The organism is Streptosporangium subroseum (genome assembly GCF_900188345.1).
In the GTDB taxonomy this organism is placed as follows: domain Bacteria; phylum Actinomycetota; class Actinomycetes; order Streptosporangiales; family Streptosporangiaceae; genus Streptosporangium; species Streptosporangium subroseum.
This window is the reverse complement of record NZ_FZOD01000003.1, coordinates 134,669-151,265: the sequence shown is the minus strand read 5'-3', so window position 1 is coordinate 151,265 and position 16,597 is coordinate 134,669. Positions and strand designations below refer to the sequence as shown.

Sequence of the window (16,597 nt, the reverse complement as noted above, 5' to 3'; positions counted from 1 at the left end):
ATCAGGCGGCGCCCTGGTCCGCCGTGGGCGCGGAGGCGGCCGGCTGTGGCGTCGCGGGCGCCGGGCCGGTGCGCCACTCCCTGATGATGGTCTTCAGGACCCGGATGCCGTCGCGGACCGCGTGCAGGTTGCTCTGACCATGGATCCGGCAGCGTTCGTGGCTCGGGACCTCCTGGACCCTGAGCCCGGCCTTGGCGGCCCGGATGTTCAGCAGCGTCTCCACCTCGAAGCCGTCGCAGTCGGGGTTCAGGACGTCCAGGTGGCGCGCCCAGAAGGCGTTGTAGCCGTAGCAGAGGTCGCTGTAGCTGGTGCGGTAGATCCTGTTCACCAGCGCGGTCAGCACCTTGTTGCCGAACTTGCGGTTGAAGGTTAGGTCGTCGCTGCCTCCGCCGGTCGCGTAGCGCGATCCCTTGACGAAGTCGGCGCCGGTGACCAGGGCGCCCACGAACTGGATGATCTCACGGCCGTCCGTGGAGCCGTCGGCGTCGATCATCACGATGATGTCGCCGGTGCAGGCGGCGAAACCGGCCGCCAGCGCGTTGCCCTTGCCCTTGCCGGTCTGGGTGATCACCCGGATGTTGGGGCGCAGCCTTCTGGCGACGGCGACGGTCTCGTCCGTGGAATTGCCGTCGACGAGCACGATTTCGTCAATCCAGTGCGGCAGGGTCGCGAAAACGTGAGGAAGGTTCTCCGCTTCGTTCATGGCGGGCACCACGACGCTGACAGTGGGAGAAATCGCCACGTGTGGTGTGAGCGGGGTGAATCGCTCGATCGGCGGCATCGCTCTCAGCGGGGGCTTTCCGCCGTACTGCTTGGTGGTTTCCGAGTTCATACCCAGAGAAGATTTGCCGTTGTAGTGCTTGGTGGTTTCGGGGGTCATATGACGGATGTCCTTCCGGGCGGTCAGTCGTCAGGGGTGACTAGCGGACGGACCCGGGGCCATACGCGATCTGGATGATCGGGAAAATGGCGAATGCGAGGAGGGATGCGCGGGGTCCTGACGGGTGGTCTGCAGCGCGGGAGTGGTTTAGCCCACTCCCCATGGCTCCTTGACGGCGGGCGCGGATGATTGGTTCTGCGCTGGACTGCGCATTCGGCCGAAACCTTTCAGCACGCGATCGGCGAATCTATACAAATACGGATGATCCGTAATAATCGTGCGGATTTTGTTGACCGGCGTGCGGCCTATCCAATGAACCGCCGCCGCCGGGGAAGGACGGGAGACACGACCTTCGGCGACGAACAGATCGCCACTTTTCAACCAGCTCTTGTATTCGCGGCCGCCCTTGCCCATATCCACCTGTCGCAGGCCTGATCCCGCGGCGTGTTCCGCCATGCGGAGATGGTGCACGATTCCGGGTGAATAGCGCGCGAACTCCGGGTCATAGGCCGGGAACCAGCCGACCAGGGTGGTTGCCGTGCGGAGGCCGAAGTGCCCGGCGACGGGCCTGTCTCCGGCGTAGATCATGGTCAGGACGCCGGCGAAGGTCTCGGACTTCTCGGCGTGCATCTCGTCGAGCAGCCGGACGATCCACGGCTGGGCGAAGCGGTCCACGCGGCCGGTCCTGCGGTACTGGCCGGACTTCCAGCTCGTGAGCGTGCGCAGCGTCTCGACATCGGCCGAGTTCCACTCGAAGCGGAGTTCGCCCTGCTCACGGCCGAGCTTGCGCTCCTTGTAGCGGATCGTTTTGAGGTTCTTGGGGGAGTTCGTCTTGACCTGGTCGATGTATGCCTCGAAGCCCATGCTGAGGTCCATCACCGGCGCCGGTCGCACATCCGACTCGTAGGAGGCGAACGTCGGCTGGCCGGGAACCAGGTGGTCGAAGTCGAAGACCGAGATCTTGCAGGCGCGCAGGAGCGACCGGACGTCCACCTTCAGCTCGGGGGCCGAGATCAGCCCGTGGCAGGTGGTAAGAAAACCACCCAAAGGTTTGCCGATCCCGAAACTGTGGCGCTCATAGGGGAAAAACCCTGTAATTGTGTTATTGTCTTGAATGACCGCGACCCGTACGTAGTCGCGAAGACGTCCCATCGCGAGCGTGAACTCCACCGATAGGAACGGGTTGTCTAGGGATGGGTTTTCCTCCTGCAGCTCCCGCCATCGGGATATTTCGGACTCCCCAAGGTCTTCCGGGCGAACAATGACAATGGTCACCTTGATTTGACCCCCTGTTCGGTCTGCACGCTTCCGCTCCCCCGGTACAACAGGCGTAGTACGTATATGAAGCCACCGAGCACGGCAATCGTCGCCACCCCGGCCCGTGGTGACCATGCGTCAAAAGCAAGCATGGCGGTGGCAAGAAGTACGTTTACAACCAGGCTTGCCGCCACGCCGACTGATGGGGCGGCAAGAGGGTCACGATCACGCAACAGTCCAATTACTGCGGCGGCAGGTACTACTAAAAGGAATATAGGGGTCAAAGCCAGACGTAATGGAGTATTGATATCGGCTAGGGCGATCGCGGCTCCCGCTGCGCATGCGAGGGTGAGCGCCCAGTTGAGCGCCCTGCGTTTGGTCGACATCTCCGAGCTCCCGGCTGGTGACGAAGCGATTGATCGCGCCTTCATATGACCAATCAGTTAACACGGACGTCAATGCCGACGCTCGACAAGAGTCAATGGTTTACCGGATATCGGAGCCGCGTCGCCGCGTTACGTAAAATCATGCCGGGAAATCAGCCGGCCTCGGCCTCGGAACTGGACTCGGCGGAGGGGGTCGGCGTCGGCGGGGGTGATGAGTCGCTGGGAGGGTCGGGAACATCCGGCTCGGGGCTCTCCCAGGAGATCGCACACTGGGCGTTGCCCCCGGCGGACTTGAACGCGACCCGGCCCGCACCGCTCTCGCCGGGGTTGGCGGCGGTGACCCAGATCATGATCTTCGCGCCGGCCTTGAGCTGTCCTCCCCGGGGGTGCACGTTCAACCCGCCGGAGGTGGTCGCCGACCACGAGAGGGCGGCGTTGCTGGCGGCGAGCTGGATCTGACCCGCGCCCTCCCCGATGCTCCCCGGGCACGAGACGGCCAGTCGCGCCGCCGCGGGCCGGAGGGTGGGCGTACGGCCGGCGCGCGGCCGTTGGGGGACCGGCCGCCGAGGGGTCGTCGGCCGTGCCGTGGTGGGGAGGGGAGAGAGGATTCTGGCCTTTTCGCTCTTCCGGGGAGTCGGGGTCGGCTCCGGGTCCTCGGACGGGGAGTCCGTCGGCAGGGGAGCCGACGCGCTCGGGTCGAGATCGGGCTCCAGGATCACCATCGCGGGCTCCGGCTCGGGCGTGATCCGGACGTCCCCCGGCAACCCGGCGGCGAGATCCTGGCCGCCGACCACGACCATGGCCCCCGTGGCCGCCAGAACGCACACGGCGGCCAGGATCACGGGTCCCTTGCGGCGTTGCCGGCGCCGCTGCGCCGGCAGCAGCGCCGTACGGGACGACTCCGTGGCCGCGAGCCGGTGGCTTCCCTCGTCGCGCGCCCGTTTCGCGCCCGCGGTCTTCCGCCGGGTCGATCCGCGGCCCTTCCCGCGTCTCTCCGCCGCGGCCGGAAAGCCCGTCCGGTCGAAATGGCCGCCCGCGTCCACGATGGAGGCGCGGGCCTCCTCCAGCGCCGGGCTCACGCAGGTCTCGATCATCCGGCTGCGCAGGGAGAGCGGCGGGAAGGCCGCCGGCACCAGGTCGAGCAGCCGTCCGGCCGAGACATGACGGTCGCGTCGCTCGATGCAGACCTCGCAGCGGCCGATGTGGCCGGACAGCCGCCTGCGCAGCATCGGCGTCAGCGGTCCCTCCCAGGAGTCCACCATCGCCGACAGGTCCGGGCAGTGCGCGCGGCCGACCTTGGCGAGCACCACGGCGGCGGCCGCGTTCTCCAGGTGGTCGCGGGCCCGGCCGAGCTTCGCGGTGGCCTGCCGGGAGGTCATGCCGAGCACCGCGCCGGCCTCGCCGGTGCTGAGGTCGTGCCGGAGGGACAGCTCCAGCACCTCGCGTTCCTGTCTGCTCAGCTCGATCAGTGACTCGTGCACCAGCGCGGCCAGCTCGCGCTCCTGGGGATCGTCGTGATCCTCCTGGGCGGGCGCGGGCAACGCGCCCTGCGAGTCGCCCGTCCTGGCCACGCACTGGAAGCGGGTCAGCGCGTACAACCACGGGCGCAGGCGTCCGGGCTCGCGGAGCCGGTCCACGCAGCCGTGAGCGGTCACCAGGGCGTCGTGTACGGCGTCGGCCGCGGCGTCCCTCTCGCCCAGCAGCGAGAGGGCATAGTCGTTGAGACGTTCGGCATAGGAGTCGTAGAGGCTTGCGGGCGCCGTGTCATCGGCGCGCCGGAGCGCCTCCACAAGTTGTTGATCGTCGGTTCGGCCGACGGTCGGCCATCCGGGCACGGACATTTCCTCCCCGCAGGACGGGCTCGTTCACGGGCGTCATCACCTGCCCGTTCCAGGCCCCACACGCGTATGACGCCACCTGCCCGAGATGGGTTGTCCAAAGGGGTCAATATCATGCCGACCCGGCATAACCTGGGAAAACAGAAACGGCTGGTGTCCATGGGACGCCAGCCGTTCAGGGTGAACGAGGGGAGAAAAGGGTCAGTCGCAGTTGGGCGAGCAGAGGCGGCGCTTCATGCCCTCCAGGAAGAACTTGCGGACCTCCAGGACGTCCTTGGCGATGAAGGCGTCCCCCGCGGTCGCCTTGGCCAGGGCGTCCATCTGCCGCTTGCCCTTGGGAGCGTCGGGACCGAAGGCGATGATCAGAACGCTGACCGGCTTCTCCGGGTTGAACTCCTCCTTCAGCGTCCTCAGGATCTCCGAGTTGCTGATCCCGCCCTCGGGGTCGTCGTTGCCCGCGCCGTCGGTGAGGATCAGCACCGTGTTGATCTTGTCGCCCTGGTAGTCGTCGGTCATCTGCTTGTAGGCGGCGGCGAGGGTGTCGTTGAGCCCGGTGTCACCGGTCGGCTTGGCCTGGGTCGTGGCCAGCTTCTGGTTGAGCAGGTCCCGGCGCAGGACGCCGTTGATGTTCTCGGTGAGCGGGCCGACCGGGATCGTCTCGCGGTAGTCCACTCCCTGGCCGTTGAGGTTGGTGGAGTACTGCCAGAGCCCGAGCTCGCTCTTGATCGGGAACAGCTTCATGCCCTCGATGGCGATCTTCGAGATCGCCTGCATCCGGGTCACGCCCAGGCCGGGCACGGGGAGCGCCATGGTGCCGGAGACGTCCAGCAGCGTGAGCAGCCTGGTGCCGAGGTTGAGCCGGGACCACGACTGGGACATGCTCGCGATGGTCTTGGCGTCGGGCATCTTCAGCGCCACCGGGGCCTTGGCCTGGAAGCCGCCGGCGCCGGCGACCGGCTTGCCGCCCTTGCCGTCCGGGGTACGGAAGCCCTGGTCGCGGAGCGTCTTCTTGGAGGCGTCGGTGCCGAGCTCCTTCTGGAACGCCTCGGCGGCCTTGCGGACGGTGGCGTCCTCAGTGGTGATCACCACCGGGTAGTCGAGGTTGAGGGTGCCCTCGGCCGGATAGAGCGGTACGGCTGGCACCTCCGGCTTCTTGGCGTTGTTGAACGCCCAGACGCCCTGCTCGGAGGCGACGCCCAGCGGGGCCTTGGCGCCCTTGACGCCGAGGCTGGCCAGCAGCGCGTCCTGGTCGCGGACCGTCGACCCCGACAGCGACTTGAGCGCGCCGACCAGCTGCTCGTCGCCGGCGCCCGCGGCCGTGGCCACCCCCGCCGCCGCCAGCAGCGCGCCGAGCCCGGCGGCGTTGAGCGAGGGGTCCAGCGCGAGCACGCGCACCTTGCGTCCCGGTCCGTCGACGTTGGCCACGTTGGCGGCGGTGATCATGCCGCCCCAGCTGGCCGCGCCGAAGCTCTTCTTCAGGTTCGGGACCACCGAGCCGGAGGCCACCATGACGATGGGGGAGTGGGCGATGGACGCGCTCGGGGCGGGCACGTCTGGATTCTTTGCCCGTACGCCGGAGACCCACAGGGCCGAGTCGGGGATCCACAGGTCCATCGCGTCGGCCTTGCCGCCGCCTCCGCCCAGCGCGGAGGCCACGGCGGCGGGGACGCCCTTGGCCACCGTGATGGCGGCGCACCTGCCGTCGATGTCGTGGCTCGCCTTGTTGAAGCGATCGGCGATCTGGGACACGGCGGGCTGGATGTCGGGTGAGGCGGTGACCCGCAGCGCGACCGCGTCGCCCGCGCATCCCCGGTCCCGGTTAATGATCACGAAAGCGGCGACACCGAGCAGTACGGCGAGGGCGACGGATCCGGCGAGCGGAACCAGCACCTTGCCGCGCCCCCCACGGCGTCGCCTGGGCGCTTCCCTGTTGGGGGTATAGCCATCCTCGAGTTCATCAGTCCGGTGACGTCCCACGATGCCCTCTTCGGTGTCGATGTCCTGGAGCTAGCGGGTCACCCTATCGGGAGGTTCTCCGCAATATTCACGGAACTGTACTGGGAACACTTAATGTGGCAAAACGCTCCTTTTGGTGCGGGTATCACCGTACGTGGCAGTAGTGAATCTTTGTGTTGAACGGGGAGAGCCGGAAGATCAGTGGCGGCAGGGGTATCCGTGCCGAATTTTCCGATTTTCTCGTACGTCCAGGAAGATCGGCAGTGCCGCCATTCGGCGGGGTTCGGTCGGCGGTAACGCCCCGATATCACCATTCGGCGGGGTTCGAACGGTGCCGGCGAACGCCTCCCCACGCGCACCTCGGGTCTCGCGAGCGTTCTCGCCCGAGACGGCCGCCGACCGGCCCGTCGTTCCCTCGGGCCAAGGGCGACCGGAGGGTCGGAGTGATCCCCGAATGTCCGTTTGATGACCTTGGGTCATTTGCCCTTTACGCACCGTGATGCTGGTGTGAAGTCGTAAAATTCTCGATGGGAACGGGGGAATAGTCTCCCCGGGGACGCGTGATCAGATTCTCGGGGAGAAGTTCGTGCCGTTTACGCCAAGCCATGTCGCCGCCGTGCTGCCGTTGATCGCCTCGGAACGGGGCCGCCGGGTGCTCGATCCCTGGGCCCTCGCGCTGGGCGCCATGGTGCCCGATTTGCCGATCTTCTTTCCTTTCCTGCCGGATTACTCGTTCTGGCATTCCATCCCGGGTGTCTTCACGATCGACCTGTTCGCCGTCCTCGTGCTGCTCGCCGTCTTCCACGTCGTGCTCCGCGACCCGCTGACCGCGCTGCTGCCGCCCGGACTCGCGGGCCGTGCCGCCTCGGTGGCCCCCGGCATGTACGGCCTGCGGAGGCTGCCCTCAGTGGTCGCCGGAGGCATCGTGGGGACCATGACCCACCTGTTCTGGGACTCCTTCACCCACTCCTACAGCGTCCGCATCTGGGGCTGGGAATGGCTGGACACTCAGGTGGCCGGCCTCCTGCCCCTGTTCCGCGTGCTGCAGTACATCTCCACGGTGATCGGCATGGCGATCGTGGCCTGGTGGATCTGGCGAGGGCTCTCCCGGATCGAGCCGCAGGCGCTGCCGGAGCGTCTGGTCCTCCCCGCGAGGGTACGGCGCGGCGTGCTCCAGATCACCGCCCTGACGATCCCGCTGGGCGCGATCGCCTGGCTGGTGGTCTTCTCCGCGGACAGCCTGTCGCAGGCCGTGTCGAGACTGGGCGCGGGCGTGGTCGTGGGCTGCTGCGCGCCGCTGCTCACCTATGCGCTGATATGGCAGCTCAGGCGGGCCATGGCAGTATTCGAAGGTGCCTAACCTCTCGGATCCCCGCCTGGCCGACTACGCCAACCTCCGCGACGTCGAGCTGCGCAAGAGCCTGGAGGCCGAGCACGGCCTCTTCATCGCCGAGGGGGAGAAGGTGATCCGCCGCGCCGTCGCGGCGGGCTACCCGGTGCGTTCCGTCCTGCTGGCCCCCCGCTGGACCGAGCCCCTCGCCGACCTCCTCGACGAACTCGGGGACCGGGTTCACGTGGTGGACGACGCCGTCGTGGAGGACATCACCGGGTTCCCGGTGCACCGCGGCGCGCTGGCCGCGATGGAACGGCTGCCCCTGCCCACGGTGGAACAGGTGCTGACCGGTCACGGCGCCCTGTCCCGGGGGATTCCGGCCCTCGCAGATCCGGCAGGGCGCGTCGCGCCGTCCCAGCCGATCCCGGCCGTCAAGGATCTTCACGACCGTCGCCACGACCACGACCACGACGGTGCCGGTGATCACGACCACGGTGACAGTGCCGGTGATCACGACCGTGGCGACGAACGCGGTGACGTCGAACGCGTGGAACCACGCTTCCAGCCGCCTCGTCGTGTCCTGATCCTTGAGGATCTCGTCGACCACGGCAACGTCGGGGCGATCTTCCGATGTGCCGCCGCGCTGGGCGTCGAGGCCGTGATCCTGTCGCCCCGCTGCGCCGACCCCCTGTACAGGCGGTCGGTGAAGGTCTCGATGGGCGCGGTCTTCGCGATCCCGTACGCGCGAATGACCAACTGGCACGGAGGGCTGGCGGAGTTGCGCGCCGCGGGCTTCCAGACGCTGGCGCTCACGCCCGACCAGTCCGTCACGCCGCTGGACAGGGTCGCCATGGCGGAGCGGGTGGCGCTCCTGCTGGGCTCGGAGGGCGACGGCCTCTCCTCCCGGTGGCTCCGCGAGGCCGACGAGGCGGTCTGCATCCCGATGAGCCCCGCGGCGATGGGCTTCGGCGTCGACTCCCTCAACGTGGTGGCCGCCGCCGCCATCGCCTGCCACGGCCTCATGCGCACGGGCTCCGCGGGCCTGCCCCAGCGGGGCTGAGCGCGCTTCTGGCGGCCTTCTTGCCGCATGGGTGAAAGGCAGTCCTAACGACGAATGCTGCTTATTGTTTGGTGGTTACAGCCTCTTGTGTGAATTTGAGAGACTTCACCTTCCGTGACCTCGATCCGGGAGTTCGGAAGGTATGACGGAGCTGTTGAGAGGAGGGTCGGGGTTATGGCGCATTGTCCGACACCACGCCACGCCGTCGCCGCTCGGGTGGCTCATCGGAGCATCGAGACCCGCTGATCGTCTCCTTGCCGATCCGGCGGCACGTGACGGGCGGGCGGCCCCTGGAAAAGCGCGTGATCTGCAGGTTTCACCGATAATCGCCGAGGTCGCGGGAGCTTTTCCTGTCGGTGATCTCCGGCGGGGAAGGGTTCGGCACGCCCGCGACAAGTCATCCGCGCGCCTTTCCGGCTCATCGATGAAGTGGCGGATCGGTAAGCGGCGCGGGCCGTTTTTCGGTTAACGGTGATTTTTATGATCACCAATTATTGTGAAAATAGTGAGCGGTGCGAGTGGCGAAATCATCGCCGGTCACACCGGCGTCTCGTCAGTGGTTTTTGGTTCGGATGGGTGACCTTCGTCACGGGCAGCCGGGACAAGGCCATGAAATGATGGCGTTCCCGCTGACCTCGCCACCCCGGCAGCGGGTGAGTGAAGCGGTGATGACCGTCGATCGTGAGTGATGCGGTGACGACCATCGGTCGCGAGTGAAGTCGTGACGACCGGCGGTCAGAGGTCGGTGGTGTCGATCGTCGTCTGCTCGCTCGCCCAGTCGAGGAGCCGGGTCGCGGTCTGGAAGCGCCGGTCGGCGTTGGACTCGCCGAGGATGACCCCGATGATGCGGTGGCCGTCGCGGTCGGCGGCGAACGACAGGCAGTATCCGGCGGCGCTGGTGTAGCCGGTCTTCAGACCCAGCGCGCCGGGTGCCTTGCCGAGCAGCTTGTTGGAGTTGGTCCAGGTGTGCGCCCGGTGCGACGCGGATTTTGTCACGGCGTGGCGTCTGGCGGAGGCGATGATCTGCAGCGTCGGCTCGCGGAGCGCGATGTCGGCCAGCTTGGCCTGGTCCTGGGCGGTGGAATAGCCGGGGCTCGGCTTGGGCAGCCCGTCGGCATTGGCGTAGCGGGTGTCGGTCAGCCCGAGGGAGCGCGCCGCGACGTTCATCTTGGCCACGAACTTGGCGTTGCCCGGACCGTAGACGCGGGCCAGCGCGTTGGCGGCGTCCGCTCCGGAGGGGAGCATCACCCCGTAGAGCAGGTCCCTGACGGTCAGGCGCTCTCCCGAGCGCAGACCGGCGTCCGTGGCCCCGTTGGTCGTGGCGTGTTTCACGTCCTCGGCCTTGACCGTGACGGTGTCGCTCAGCTTGGCCTCCCGCAGCACGACGTATGCCGTCATGACCTTGGTCAGGCTGGCCACCGGCATGCGCTTGGCGGCCTGCTTGCTGAAGTGGATCGTTCCCGTGGTGGCGTCGAACAGGTAGGCGGCCCGTCCGGGAACCGAGGGAACGGCGCGGCGGCCAACGCGTCCGGCGGACTGCCGGACATGGGCGGGTGCGGCAACCCCGGCGGTCCGGGTGATCGTCGCGAGTCCGCCTGTCCGGGAGGCGGCGGCGAGTCCGCCCGCCTGAGCGAGCGTTGTGGATACGTTGGCCTGGGCCGGCACGGCGGAGCCGGTGGCCAGAGTGGCCACGGTGGCCAGTGCGGTGCAGACAATCAGGTGGATTCCCCCGGTTCGCATGCGAATCATGGTGGCAGAGCCCGCTGTCAAAGTGCATAACTTGGCGCTTTGGCTATGGAAATGTTGACATCGGCGTCACGCGGAGGCGGGCCGGTTCGCTTCGCATCGGCGTTGCGCGGAGACGAGCAGGTCCGGCGTCGCGCGGCGGCGAGCAGGTCCGCTTCGCATCGGCGTCACGTGGAGGTGAGCCGGTCCCCTCTGCGTCGGGGTTACGCGAAGGTGGACCAGTCCGCTTCGCATCGGCGTCACGCGGAGGTGAGTCGGTCAGCTCTGCGTCGGGGTTACGCGGAGGCGAGCTGGTCCGCTTCGCGTCGTGCGATCCTGCGGCGGCGCCAGCGGGCGAATCCGATGATCGCGGCGATCACCACCGCGGCGACCGTACCCGCCAGGATCGGCGACTGCGCGGCCAGCTTCAGCCAGCCCCAGATCACCGTGTAGAGACCGAAGGACGTCACCGGCACCCAGGTCAGGCAGCCCAGCGCGCTGGCCACGACGTACCAGGGGTAGGAGATCCGCAGCACCCCGGCCACCCAGGGCAGGGTGTGGCGCAGGCCGGGCACCCAGAAGCAGGCGTAGACGGCGAGCGCGCCCCACTTCTCGACGACCTTCTCGACCCGGAGGATGTTCGGCTGGCCGATCTTCCTGCCCAGGCGCGAGGCGTAGAGCCTGGTTCCCAGGACATGGCCGATCCAGTAATAGGCCTGGAAGGCGCCGAAGAGGGCGATCGCGCCGATGACAACCCAGAGCCACAGGGGCAGGCTCGTCAACCAGGACCACAGCGTGCTCATGAAGGAGGCCGAAGTGGGCTCGGGGACGTCCGCCGCAACCAGTCGCATTCCGAACATCACCGCCCTACTCTCTCTCGCTGTCCTTATTTGATATTAGGGCAGGCTTACCTTTTGCAACACGGCGGAGCCCCTGCGAGGGGGCGTGAAACAAGCAGACTTGACGGAGGGATACCGGGGGACAGAGGGGCACAGGAGGAGAGAGTCCTGCAAGCGGACATCAAGTAGAGGTCAAGCATTGAGGCGTACACCTGTGAGTAACAAAGAAAGGTGTATCTCATGATTCCGCGAAGCAGCATGGCGCCGGTGGTAGCGAGTGGGGCCGCGAACGTCGTGAAGCTGCTGGTTGCCACGCTTGCCTTCACCGGCGCCTACGTGGGGGTGGAGGCTTCTCAGAACGCCTCTGTCCGGGCGCGGCTGGGCGTGGACGCGGAAGCACCGGTGCACACGGTGGCCCTGTCCGCGGGGTCCCTGCCGGCCGTCACCAGGTCGGACATCACCAAGCCGGTCGTCACCGGGGCGGCCACCGCCGAGAAGATCCCGACGGTGGGTACGGTCACCGTCAGCGCGGTCACAGCGCTCGGCGCGTGCGATAAGCCGTACCGGATCCAGAGCGTGATCGGTAACGCCCACCCCGAGAAGGCCGTCTCGTACGGCTGGGGCCTGCAGCGCTGGAGCCCGTCCACCCGGAGCTGGCGGCCCTACCTGAGCAGGCACTCCGGTTTCATCGGCAAGAGCCAGACCGTCAAGTGGGAGCCGCGCGTCGTCGACAACCCGGGCTGGTACCGGGCCGTGCTGTCGGTCTCCGGCGACGCCCCCCTGCGCAGTGAGAAGTTTCTCGTCAGGTGCTGATTCAGGTGCCGAGGGAGCGCTGCGCCGCCTCCACCCAGCGGTCCACGCCGACCCGCTGGGCCACCGAGAGGGCGTTCTCGTAATGAGGCTTCACCGCGTCGGTGAAGCCCAGCCGCAGGGCCAGGTCGCCGAGGGTCAGCGCGACCGGCCACAGCGCCACCACGCCGGTGCCCGCACCCGCGATCCGGTCGGCGAACGGCTTCAGGGTGTCGTAGGCCTCGATCATCCGCTCCCGGTCGTCCAGCAGCATGCCCGCCAGAGCCCGCCAGATCATCGCCAGCTCGTAGAGGAAGTCGGGACGCACGGGGGTCTTCACCGCGATGACGGCCCGCGCGTCACGCATGTGCCCGGCTGAGGCGAGTGCCACCGCGTAGGCGTCGAGGGTCCACTTGGCGCCGCGCTGGTGGGCCTCGGCCAGCGGCTCCACCATCTCGGCGGCCTGGCCGTTGACCAGGTGCAGGCAGAACGTGGTGATCAGCGGCAGGTCCTGCCGGCCCTCCAGCATGCCCGCCTTGGCGGTCAGCCGGGCGGCGTCGCGGTAGGCGCGCTCCGCCCCGGCGAAGTCACCGGCGATCATCAACCGCTGTCCGGCGTACCAGGCGACGACGGCGGCCGGCGCCGACAGCCCGTACTGCCTGGACAGGCGCTCGGAGGCGGCCACATGCGCGTCGGCTTCGGCGAACGCGCCCGAGGCCGCCGCGCACTCCATCAGCACGAGATGGGCCAGGGCCTGGACCGCGACCTGGCCGGTCGCCTTGCCGACCTCCAGCAGCTCCCGGCCGATGACCTCGCGCTCGCCGACCGGGGTGATGCCGTAGGACTGGCGCAGCCGCCCGCTCAGCGCCGTCGCCAGCAGCGCGGGGTCACCGCTCCGCCGGGCCAGCTCCTCGGCCTCCAGCGAGGCCTGCTCGCCCCGGGGGGTGGCGGAGCCCTCCAGCTCCAGTGCGAGCGTGGCCAACAGGCTCGCCCGCAGCGACTGCTCGCCCGCGGGCAGCTCGACCAGTGCCTTCTCGGCGACGTCGACGATCTCCCACGCGGTGCGGGTGAAGTCGCGGGCCATGCCCTTGTGCGGCACGGCCAGGGAGGCCGCCACGCGGGCGGTGAGCTCCAGGTTGCCCAGCGGCAGTGCCGCGTCCATCGCCGCGCGCCGTTGCGTGCGGGCCGCCGCCATGTCGCCGCACAGCGCCAGAGCCTTGATCAGCCGCAGGGTCAGCAGCAGGCGTTCCCTGGTGCTGTCGGAGGTGTGGGTGACGCCGGACCGGTCGAAGGCGGCGATGGCCTGCGCCCACAGGGTGGCGGCCTCGCGATGGGCGAAGCGGCGCTCGGCCTGTTCGGCGGCGAGTCCGGCGTAGTGCACCGCCTTGGCGGCGGTCTCGGCGGTGCCCGCCGCGTCGTAGTGGTGGGCCAGCGCCGCCACGTCGCCGGGATTCCTGTGCTCGATCACCGTGGCCACCGCGGCGTGCAGCCGGGAGCGGCGCAGCCGGGAGGCGTCGGAGTAGAGGGTGTCACGGACCAGGTCGTGGTCGAAGCGGAGCATGCCGGGGCCCGGCTCGGTGACCAGTCCTGCGAGCAGCGCGGCCTCGACGGCGTCGACCACGGCGTCCTCGTCGACGGCGACGTCGACCAGCACGTCGACGTCGACGTCGCGGCCGATCACCGCGGCCTGCAACAGGATCTGCTGGGCGGTCGTGGGCAGCCGGGAGATCCGCCGCCGCAGCACGTCACGGACGCCGGAGGGCACCCCGGAGATCACCTCGGCGGCCGTCGCACGGTCGCTCACGGCCTCGGCGTCCAGCAGGCGCACCGTCTCGCGGACGAAGAAGGGGTTGCCGCCGGTCCGCTCGACGATGCTGTTGACCGCGTCCTCGTCCACCTCGCGCACGCAGGTCGCACGGACCAGCTCGGCCACCGCCTTGGGATCGAGGCCGGTGAGGCCCACCCGTACGGGACCGAGCCGGGCCAGCGCGGCCAGCACGTCGGCCTGCTGATCGCTCAGCTCGCTGTCACGGCAGGTGACCACCAGCAGCACCCGGCTGGTGGACAGCAGGCTGGGCAGCGCGCGCAGCAGGGCGAGGGTCTGGTCGTCGGCCCAGTGCAGATCCTCCAGGGTCAGCAGGATCGGTGTCTCCTTGGCGACGGCGGCGAGATATCCGCCCACCGCCCGGTGCAGCCGGAAGCCGCCCGAGACCTGGTCGTCGTCGGGCTCGGGGGCGGCGTCGTCCAGCAGCGGGGCCAGCAGCTGGGCGTATTCGCCAGGACCGGCCACGTTGACCAGCGTGCGGAGGATCTCCACCCACGCCCAGCCGGGAGGCGTGGCACTGCTGTCGGGACAGGCGCCGGAGGAGATGCCCCAGCCATCCTCGGAGAGTCGCCTGATGAGCTGGAGGACCAGGGTGGTCTTGCCCGCGCCCGCGTCGCCGCTGATCACCGCGACGGTGAAGCGCCCGGTCCTGGCCGCGGCCGTGGTCAGCCTGGACAACTCGGCGTCGCGGCCGACGAACGGCTCGGGCTCCAGCGGAGGCAGCTCCACCGGGGTCGCCGTGGGCCGGGGCGGCCAGGTGTCGGCGGTCATCGTCGAGCGTTGTCGGGTGGGCGGGGGGGCGGAGAGCTGGAGGCCCGCATCCTGGGCCAGGATGTCGGATTCCAGCTTGCGCAGCGCCGGGCCCGGGTCGATGCCCAGCTCGTCGGCGAGGATCGTGCGGGCCTTGCGCAGCGCGGCCAGCGCGTCGCCCTGTCGCCCGCACCGGTAGAGGCCGAGGGCGAGCAGCCGCCACCCCTCCTCGCGGAGCGGGTGTTCGGTGGTCAGCGCCTCCAGGTCGGGCACCACCTCGGAGGGCATGCCCATGCGCAGCCCGCTGTCGGCGTGCCGCTCGCGAGCCACCAGGCGCAGCTCGGTCAGCCGGTTGACCTCGGCCTCGGCCCACGGCTGGTCGGCGAAGTCGGAGTACGGGGTGCCGCGCCACAGCCCCAGCGCCTTTTCCAGGCGGACCCGCGCCGAGGAGGGGTCGTCGCCGTCCAGCTGCTCTCCGGCGGCGCGGACCAGCGTCTCGAAGCGGAGCGCGTCGACCTGGTCCGGGGCGACGCGGAGCGCGTAGCCGGAGGCCACGGTCACCAGCAGCCGGTTGGGACCCCCGCGCGGGCGGCCGGGCTCCAGGACCCGGCGCAGGCGGGAGATGTAGACCTGCAGACCGGACTGCGCGCCCTTGGCGGCGTCGTCGTCCCACAGGTCGTAGAGGAGGGAGTCGACGGGCACGACCTGTCCACGCGCCACAAGCAAACGGGCGAGGACGGCACGCTGCCGCAACCCGCCTAGGTCGAGCTCGTCATCATTCGAATGCGCCTCGACCGGACCCAGAACCCTGAACGCCACCATGTCAGCCGCCACGCTATGCGGGCCTTTGAATCACGCACAAGGTATTTCCCAATCTAGCGGCTGATCGGCTCCTTTTCAGGAGCCGGGGTGGCGTTCTCACGCCGGCGCAGGAATGCCCACGCGCCAAGCGCCAGCCCACCGAAGGGGATTTCGACAGTGTAGGTCCAGAAGCCGAAGAGCAGAGCGGCGGCGGCCGCGGAATCCAGGGGCGCTCCGAAGTAGACCAGAGCACCGCTCGTGCCCGCCTCCATTATCCCCATTCCGCTGGGAGTCACCAAAGCCGTGGTGAGAACCCGGGACAGGGCGAAGACCGCGATCGACTGCGCCAGCCCCGGGTAGGCGCCGGTCGCGTGCAGGCAGCAGACCAGGATCAGCCACTGGAAGCCGAGGAAGAAGATCATGCCCAGGGTCAGTCCCGGCCAGCGTTTCCGTACGATCACGGAGGTGTCGGTCCGCAGTTTCTGCAGCGACTCGGAGAGGGCGTGCTCGCCCGGCCGGATCTTGCGGGGGAGCGCGCGTGCGAGGGCGTCGAGGGCGCGGCCGAGCACGGCGGCGGCGCGATCCCAGAAGAGGGCGACGGTCACCACGGTGACCAGGACCACGATGGACAGCACGCCCGCCCAGGCCGCGTTGGCCACGGCGGGGCTGAGCTTCTGCCCGCTGAACAGCAGGGCCACGATGCCCGCGGCGGGCAGGAGGAACCGGAACAGGGTGTTCCAGATGCCGCTGGTCAGCGTGGACACCACGACGGCCCGGGTCGGGAAGCCCCACCCCTTGGTCAGCGTGAACGTCACCGCCACCCCGGCCGCGCCGCCGAACGGAAGCAGGTTGCTCACCGCGCTGCCGCTCGCGTTCAGGACCAGGGCCTGCGGATGGGTCAGCCCGGGCAGGGAGGCGGTCAGCACGAACGTGTACGCCAGCAGGCTGAGCAGCCAGATCGCGGCCATCAGCGCGATCGCCTGCGGGCTCAGCGTGGCGAACTGGCCGTAGATCTGGGCCCAGGAGACCTTCTGACCGGTCAGGGCATTCACGAGCTGGGGCATGAAAACGACGAGCGTGACGGCCAGCGTCAGCGACGCGGCCGAAAGTCCGATCTGGCCCCACCTGTTCTTCATGTAACCCCCCTGACCAAGTGTG

At 68.8% G+C, this 16,597-nt stretch carries 11 protein-coding genes; 3 read left to right on the top strand and 8 right to left on the bottom strand.

From position 1 onward, the window contains the following. Position 1: 1 nt before the first annotated feature. The 4 genes from CHC08_RS04415 to CHC08_RS04395 form a co-directional block, all read right to left on the bottom strand. Positions 2–880: a glycosyltransferase family 2 protein gene (locus CHC08_RS04415; protein WP_179281880.1), complete on the bottom strand. Its 879-nt coding sequence runs from the start codon at positions 878–880 to the stop codon at positions 2–4. Between the two features lie 147 nt (positions 881–1,027). Further along, entirely contained in the window at positions 1,028–2,155 is a 1,128-nt protein-coding gene (locus CHC08_RS04410; protein ID WP_089205855.1) for a GNAT family N-acetyltransferase, read from the bottom strand. Positions 2,156–2,675: 520 nt separating this feature from the next. Then, positions 2,676–4,358, bottom strand: a complete 1,683-nt coding sequence (locus CHC08_RS04400; protein ID WP_179281879.1) for an RNA polymerase sigma factor — start codon at positions 4,356–4,358, stop codon at positions 2,676–2,678. A 204-nt stretch (positions 4,359–4,562) separates the two neighbouring features. Beyond that, a complete protein-coding gene (locus CHC08_RS04395; protein WP_089205852.1) occupies positions 4,563–6,251 on the bottom strand; it encodes a substrate-binding domain-containing protein in 1,689 nt (562 codons plus the stop codon). A gap of 652 nt (positions 6,252–6,903) precedes the next feature. On the opposite strand from CHC08_RS04395, the gene CHC08_RS04390 reads away from it, so the two are divergent. After that, positions 6,904–7,677, top strand: a complete 774-nt coding sequence (locus CHC08_RS04390) for a DUF4184 family protein (RefSeq protein ID WP_089205851.1) — start codon at positions 6,904–6,906, stop codon at positions 7,675–7,677. Further along, on the top strand, positions 7,670–8,710 hold the full coding sequence (locus CHC08_RS51205) for a TrmH family RNA methyltransferase (protein ID WP_245878118.1): 1,041 nt from the start codon (positions 7,670–7,672) through the stop codon (positions 8,708–8,710). The genes CHC08_RS04390 and CHC08_RS51205 overlap by 8 nt, the downstream gene beginning before the upstream one ends. Positions 8,711–9,445: 735 nt before the next feature. On the opposite strand, the gene CHC08_RS04375 is transcribed toward CHC08_RS51205, so the two are convergent. Next, on the bottom strand, positions 9,446–10,450 hold the full coding sequence (locus CHC08_RS04375; RefSeq protein ID WP_245878117.1) for a D-alanyl-D-alanine carboxypeptidase family protein: 1,005 nt from the start codon (positions 10,448–10,450) through the stop codon (positions 9,446–9,448). A gap of 281 nt (positions 10,451–10,731) precedes the next feature. Further along, positions 10,732–11,286, bottom strand: coding sequence for a DedA family protein (locus tag CHC08_RS04370; RefSeq protein WP_089205998.1), 555 nt, complete (start codon positions 11,284–11,286; stop codon positions 10,732–10,734). Between the two features lie 228 nt (positions 11,287–11,514). Here CHC08_RS04370 and CHC08_RS04365 point away from each other — a divergent pair, with 228 nt between their 5' ends. Continuing rightward, positions 11,515–12,087 carry a hypothetical protein gene (locus CHC08_RS04365; RefSeq protein ID WP_143653107.1) on the top strand — a complete coding sequence of 191 codons (573 nt, stop codon included), beginning with the start codon at positions 11,515–11,517 and terminating at the stop codon, positions 12,085–12,087. A gap of 1 nt (position 12,088) precedes the next feature. Here the strand turns inward: CHC08_RS04365 and CHC08_RS04360 are convergent, their stop codons facing one another. Both CHC08_RS04360 and CHC08_RS04355 read right to left on the bottom strand, forming a co-directional pair. Continuing rightward, positions 12,089–15,472 (bottom strand): ATP-binding protein, encoded by a 3,384-nt coding sequence (locus tag CHC08_RS04360; RefSeq protein WP_245878116.1) that lies wholly within the window; start codon positions 15,470–15,472, stop codon positions 12,089–12,091. A 41-nt stretch (positions 15,473–15,513) separates the two neighbouring features. Further along, positions 15,514–16,575 carry a lysylphosphatidylglycerol synthase transmembrane domain-containing protein gene (locus CHC08_RS04355; RefSeq protein WP_089205847.1) on the bottom strand — a complete coding sequence of 354 codons (1,062 nt, stop codon included), beginning with the start codon at positions 16,573–16,575 and terminating at the stop codon, positions 15,514–15,516. Positions 16,576–16,597: the final 22 nt, after the last annotated feature.

What these genes read in the sequence shown, in the direction of transcription:
- CHC08_RS04415 (WP_179281880.1), bottom strand. Translation starts at nt 880, where the DNA reads ATGACCCCCGAAACCACCAAGCACTACAACGGCAAATCTTCTCTGGGT.
- CHC08_RS04375 (WP_245878117.1), bottom strand. Translation starts at nt 10,450, where the DNA reads ATGCGAACCGGGGGAATCCACCTGATTGTCTGCACCGCACTGGCCACC.
- CHC08_RS04370 (WP_089205998.1), bottom strand. Translation starts at nt 11,286, where the DNA reads ATGCGACTGGTTGCGGCGGACGTCCCCGAGCCCACTTCGGCCTCCTTC.
- CHC08_RS04365 (WP_143653107.1), top strand. Translation starts at nt 11,515, where the DNA reads ATGATTCCGCGAAGCAGCATGGCGCCGGTGGTAGCGAGTGGGGCCGCG.
- CHC08_RS04355 (WP_089205847.1), bottom strand. Translation starts at nt 16,575, where the DNA reads ATGAAGAACAGGTGGGGCCAGATCGGACTTTCGGCCGCGTCGCTGACG.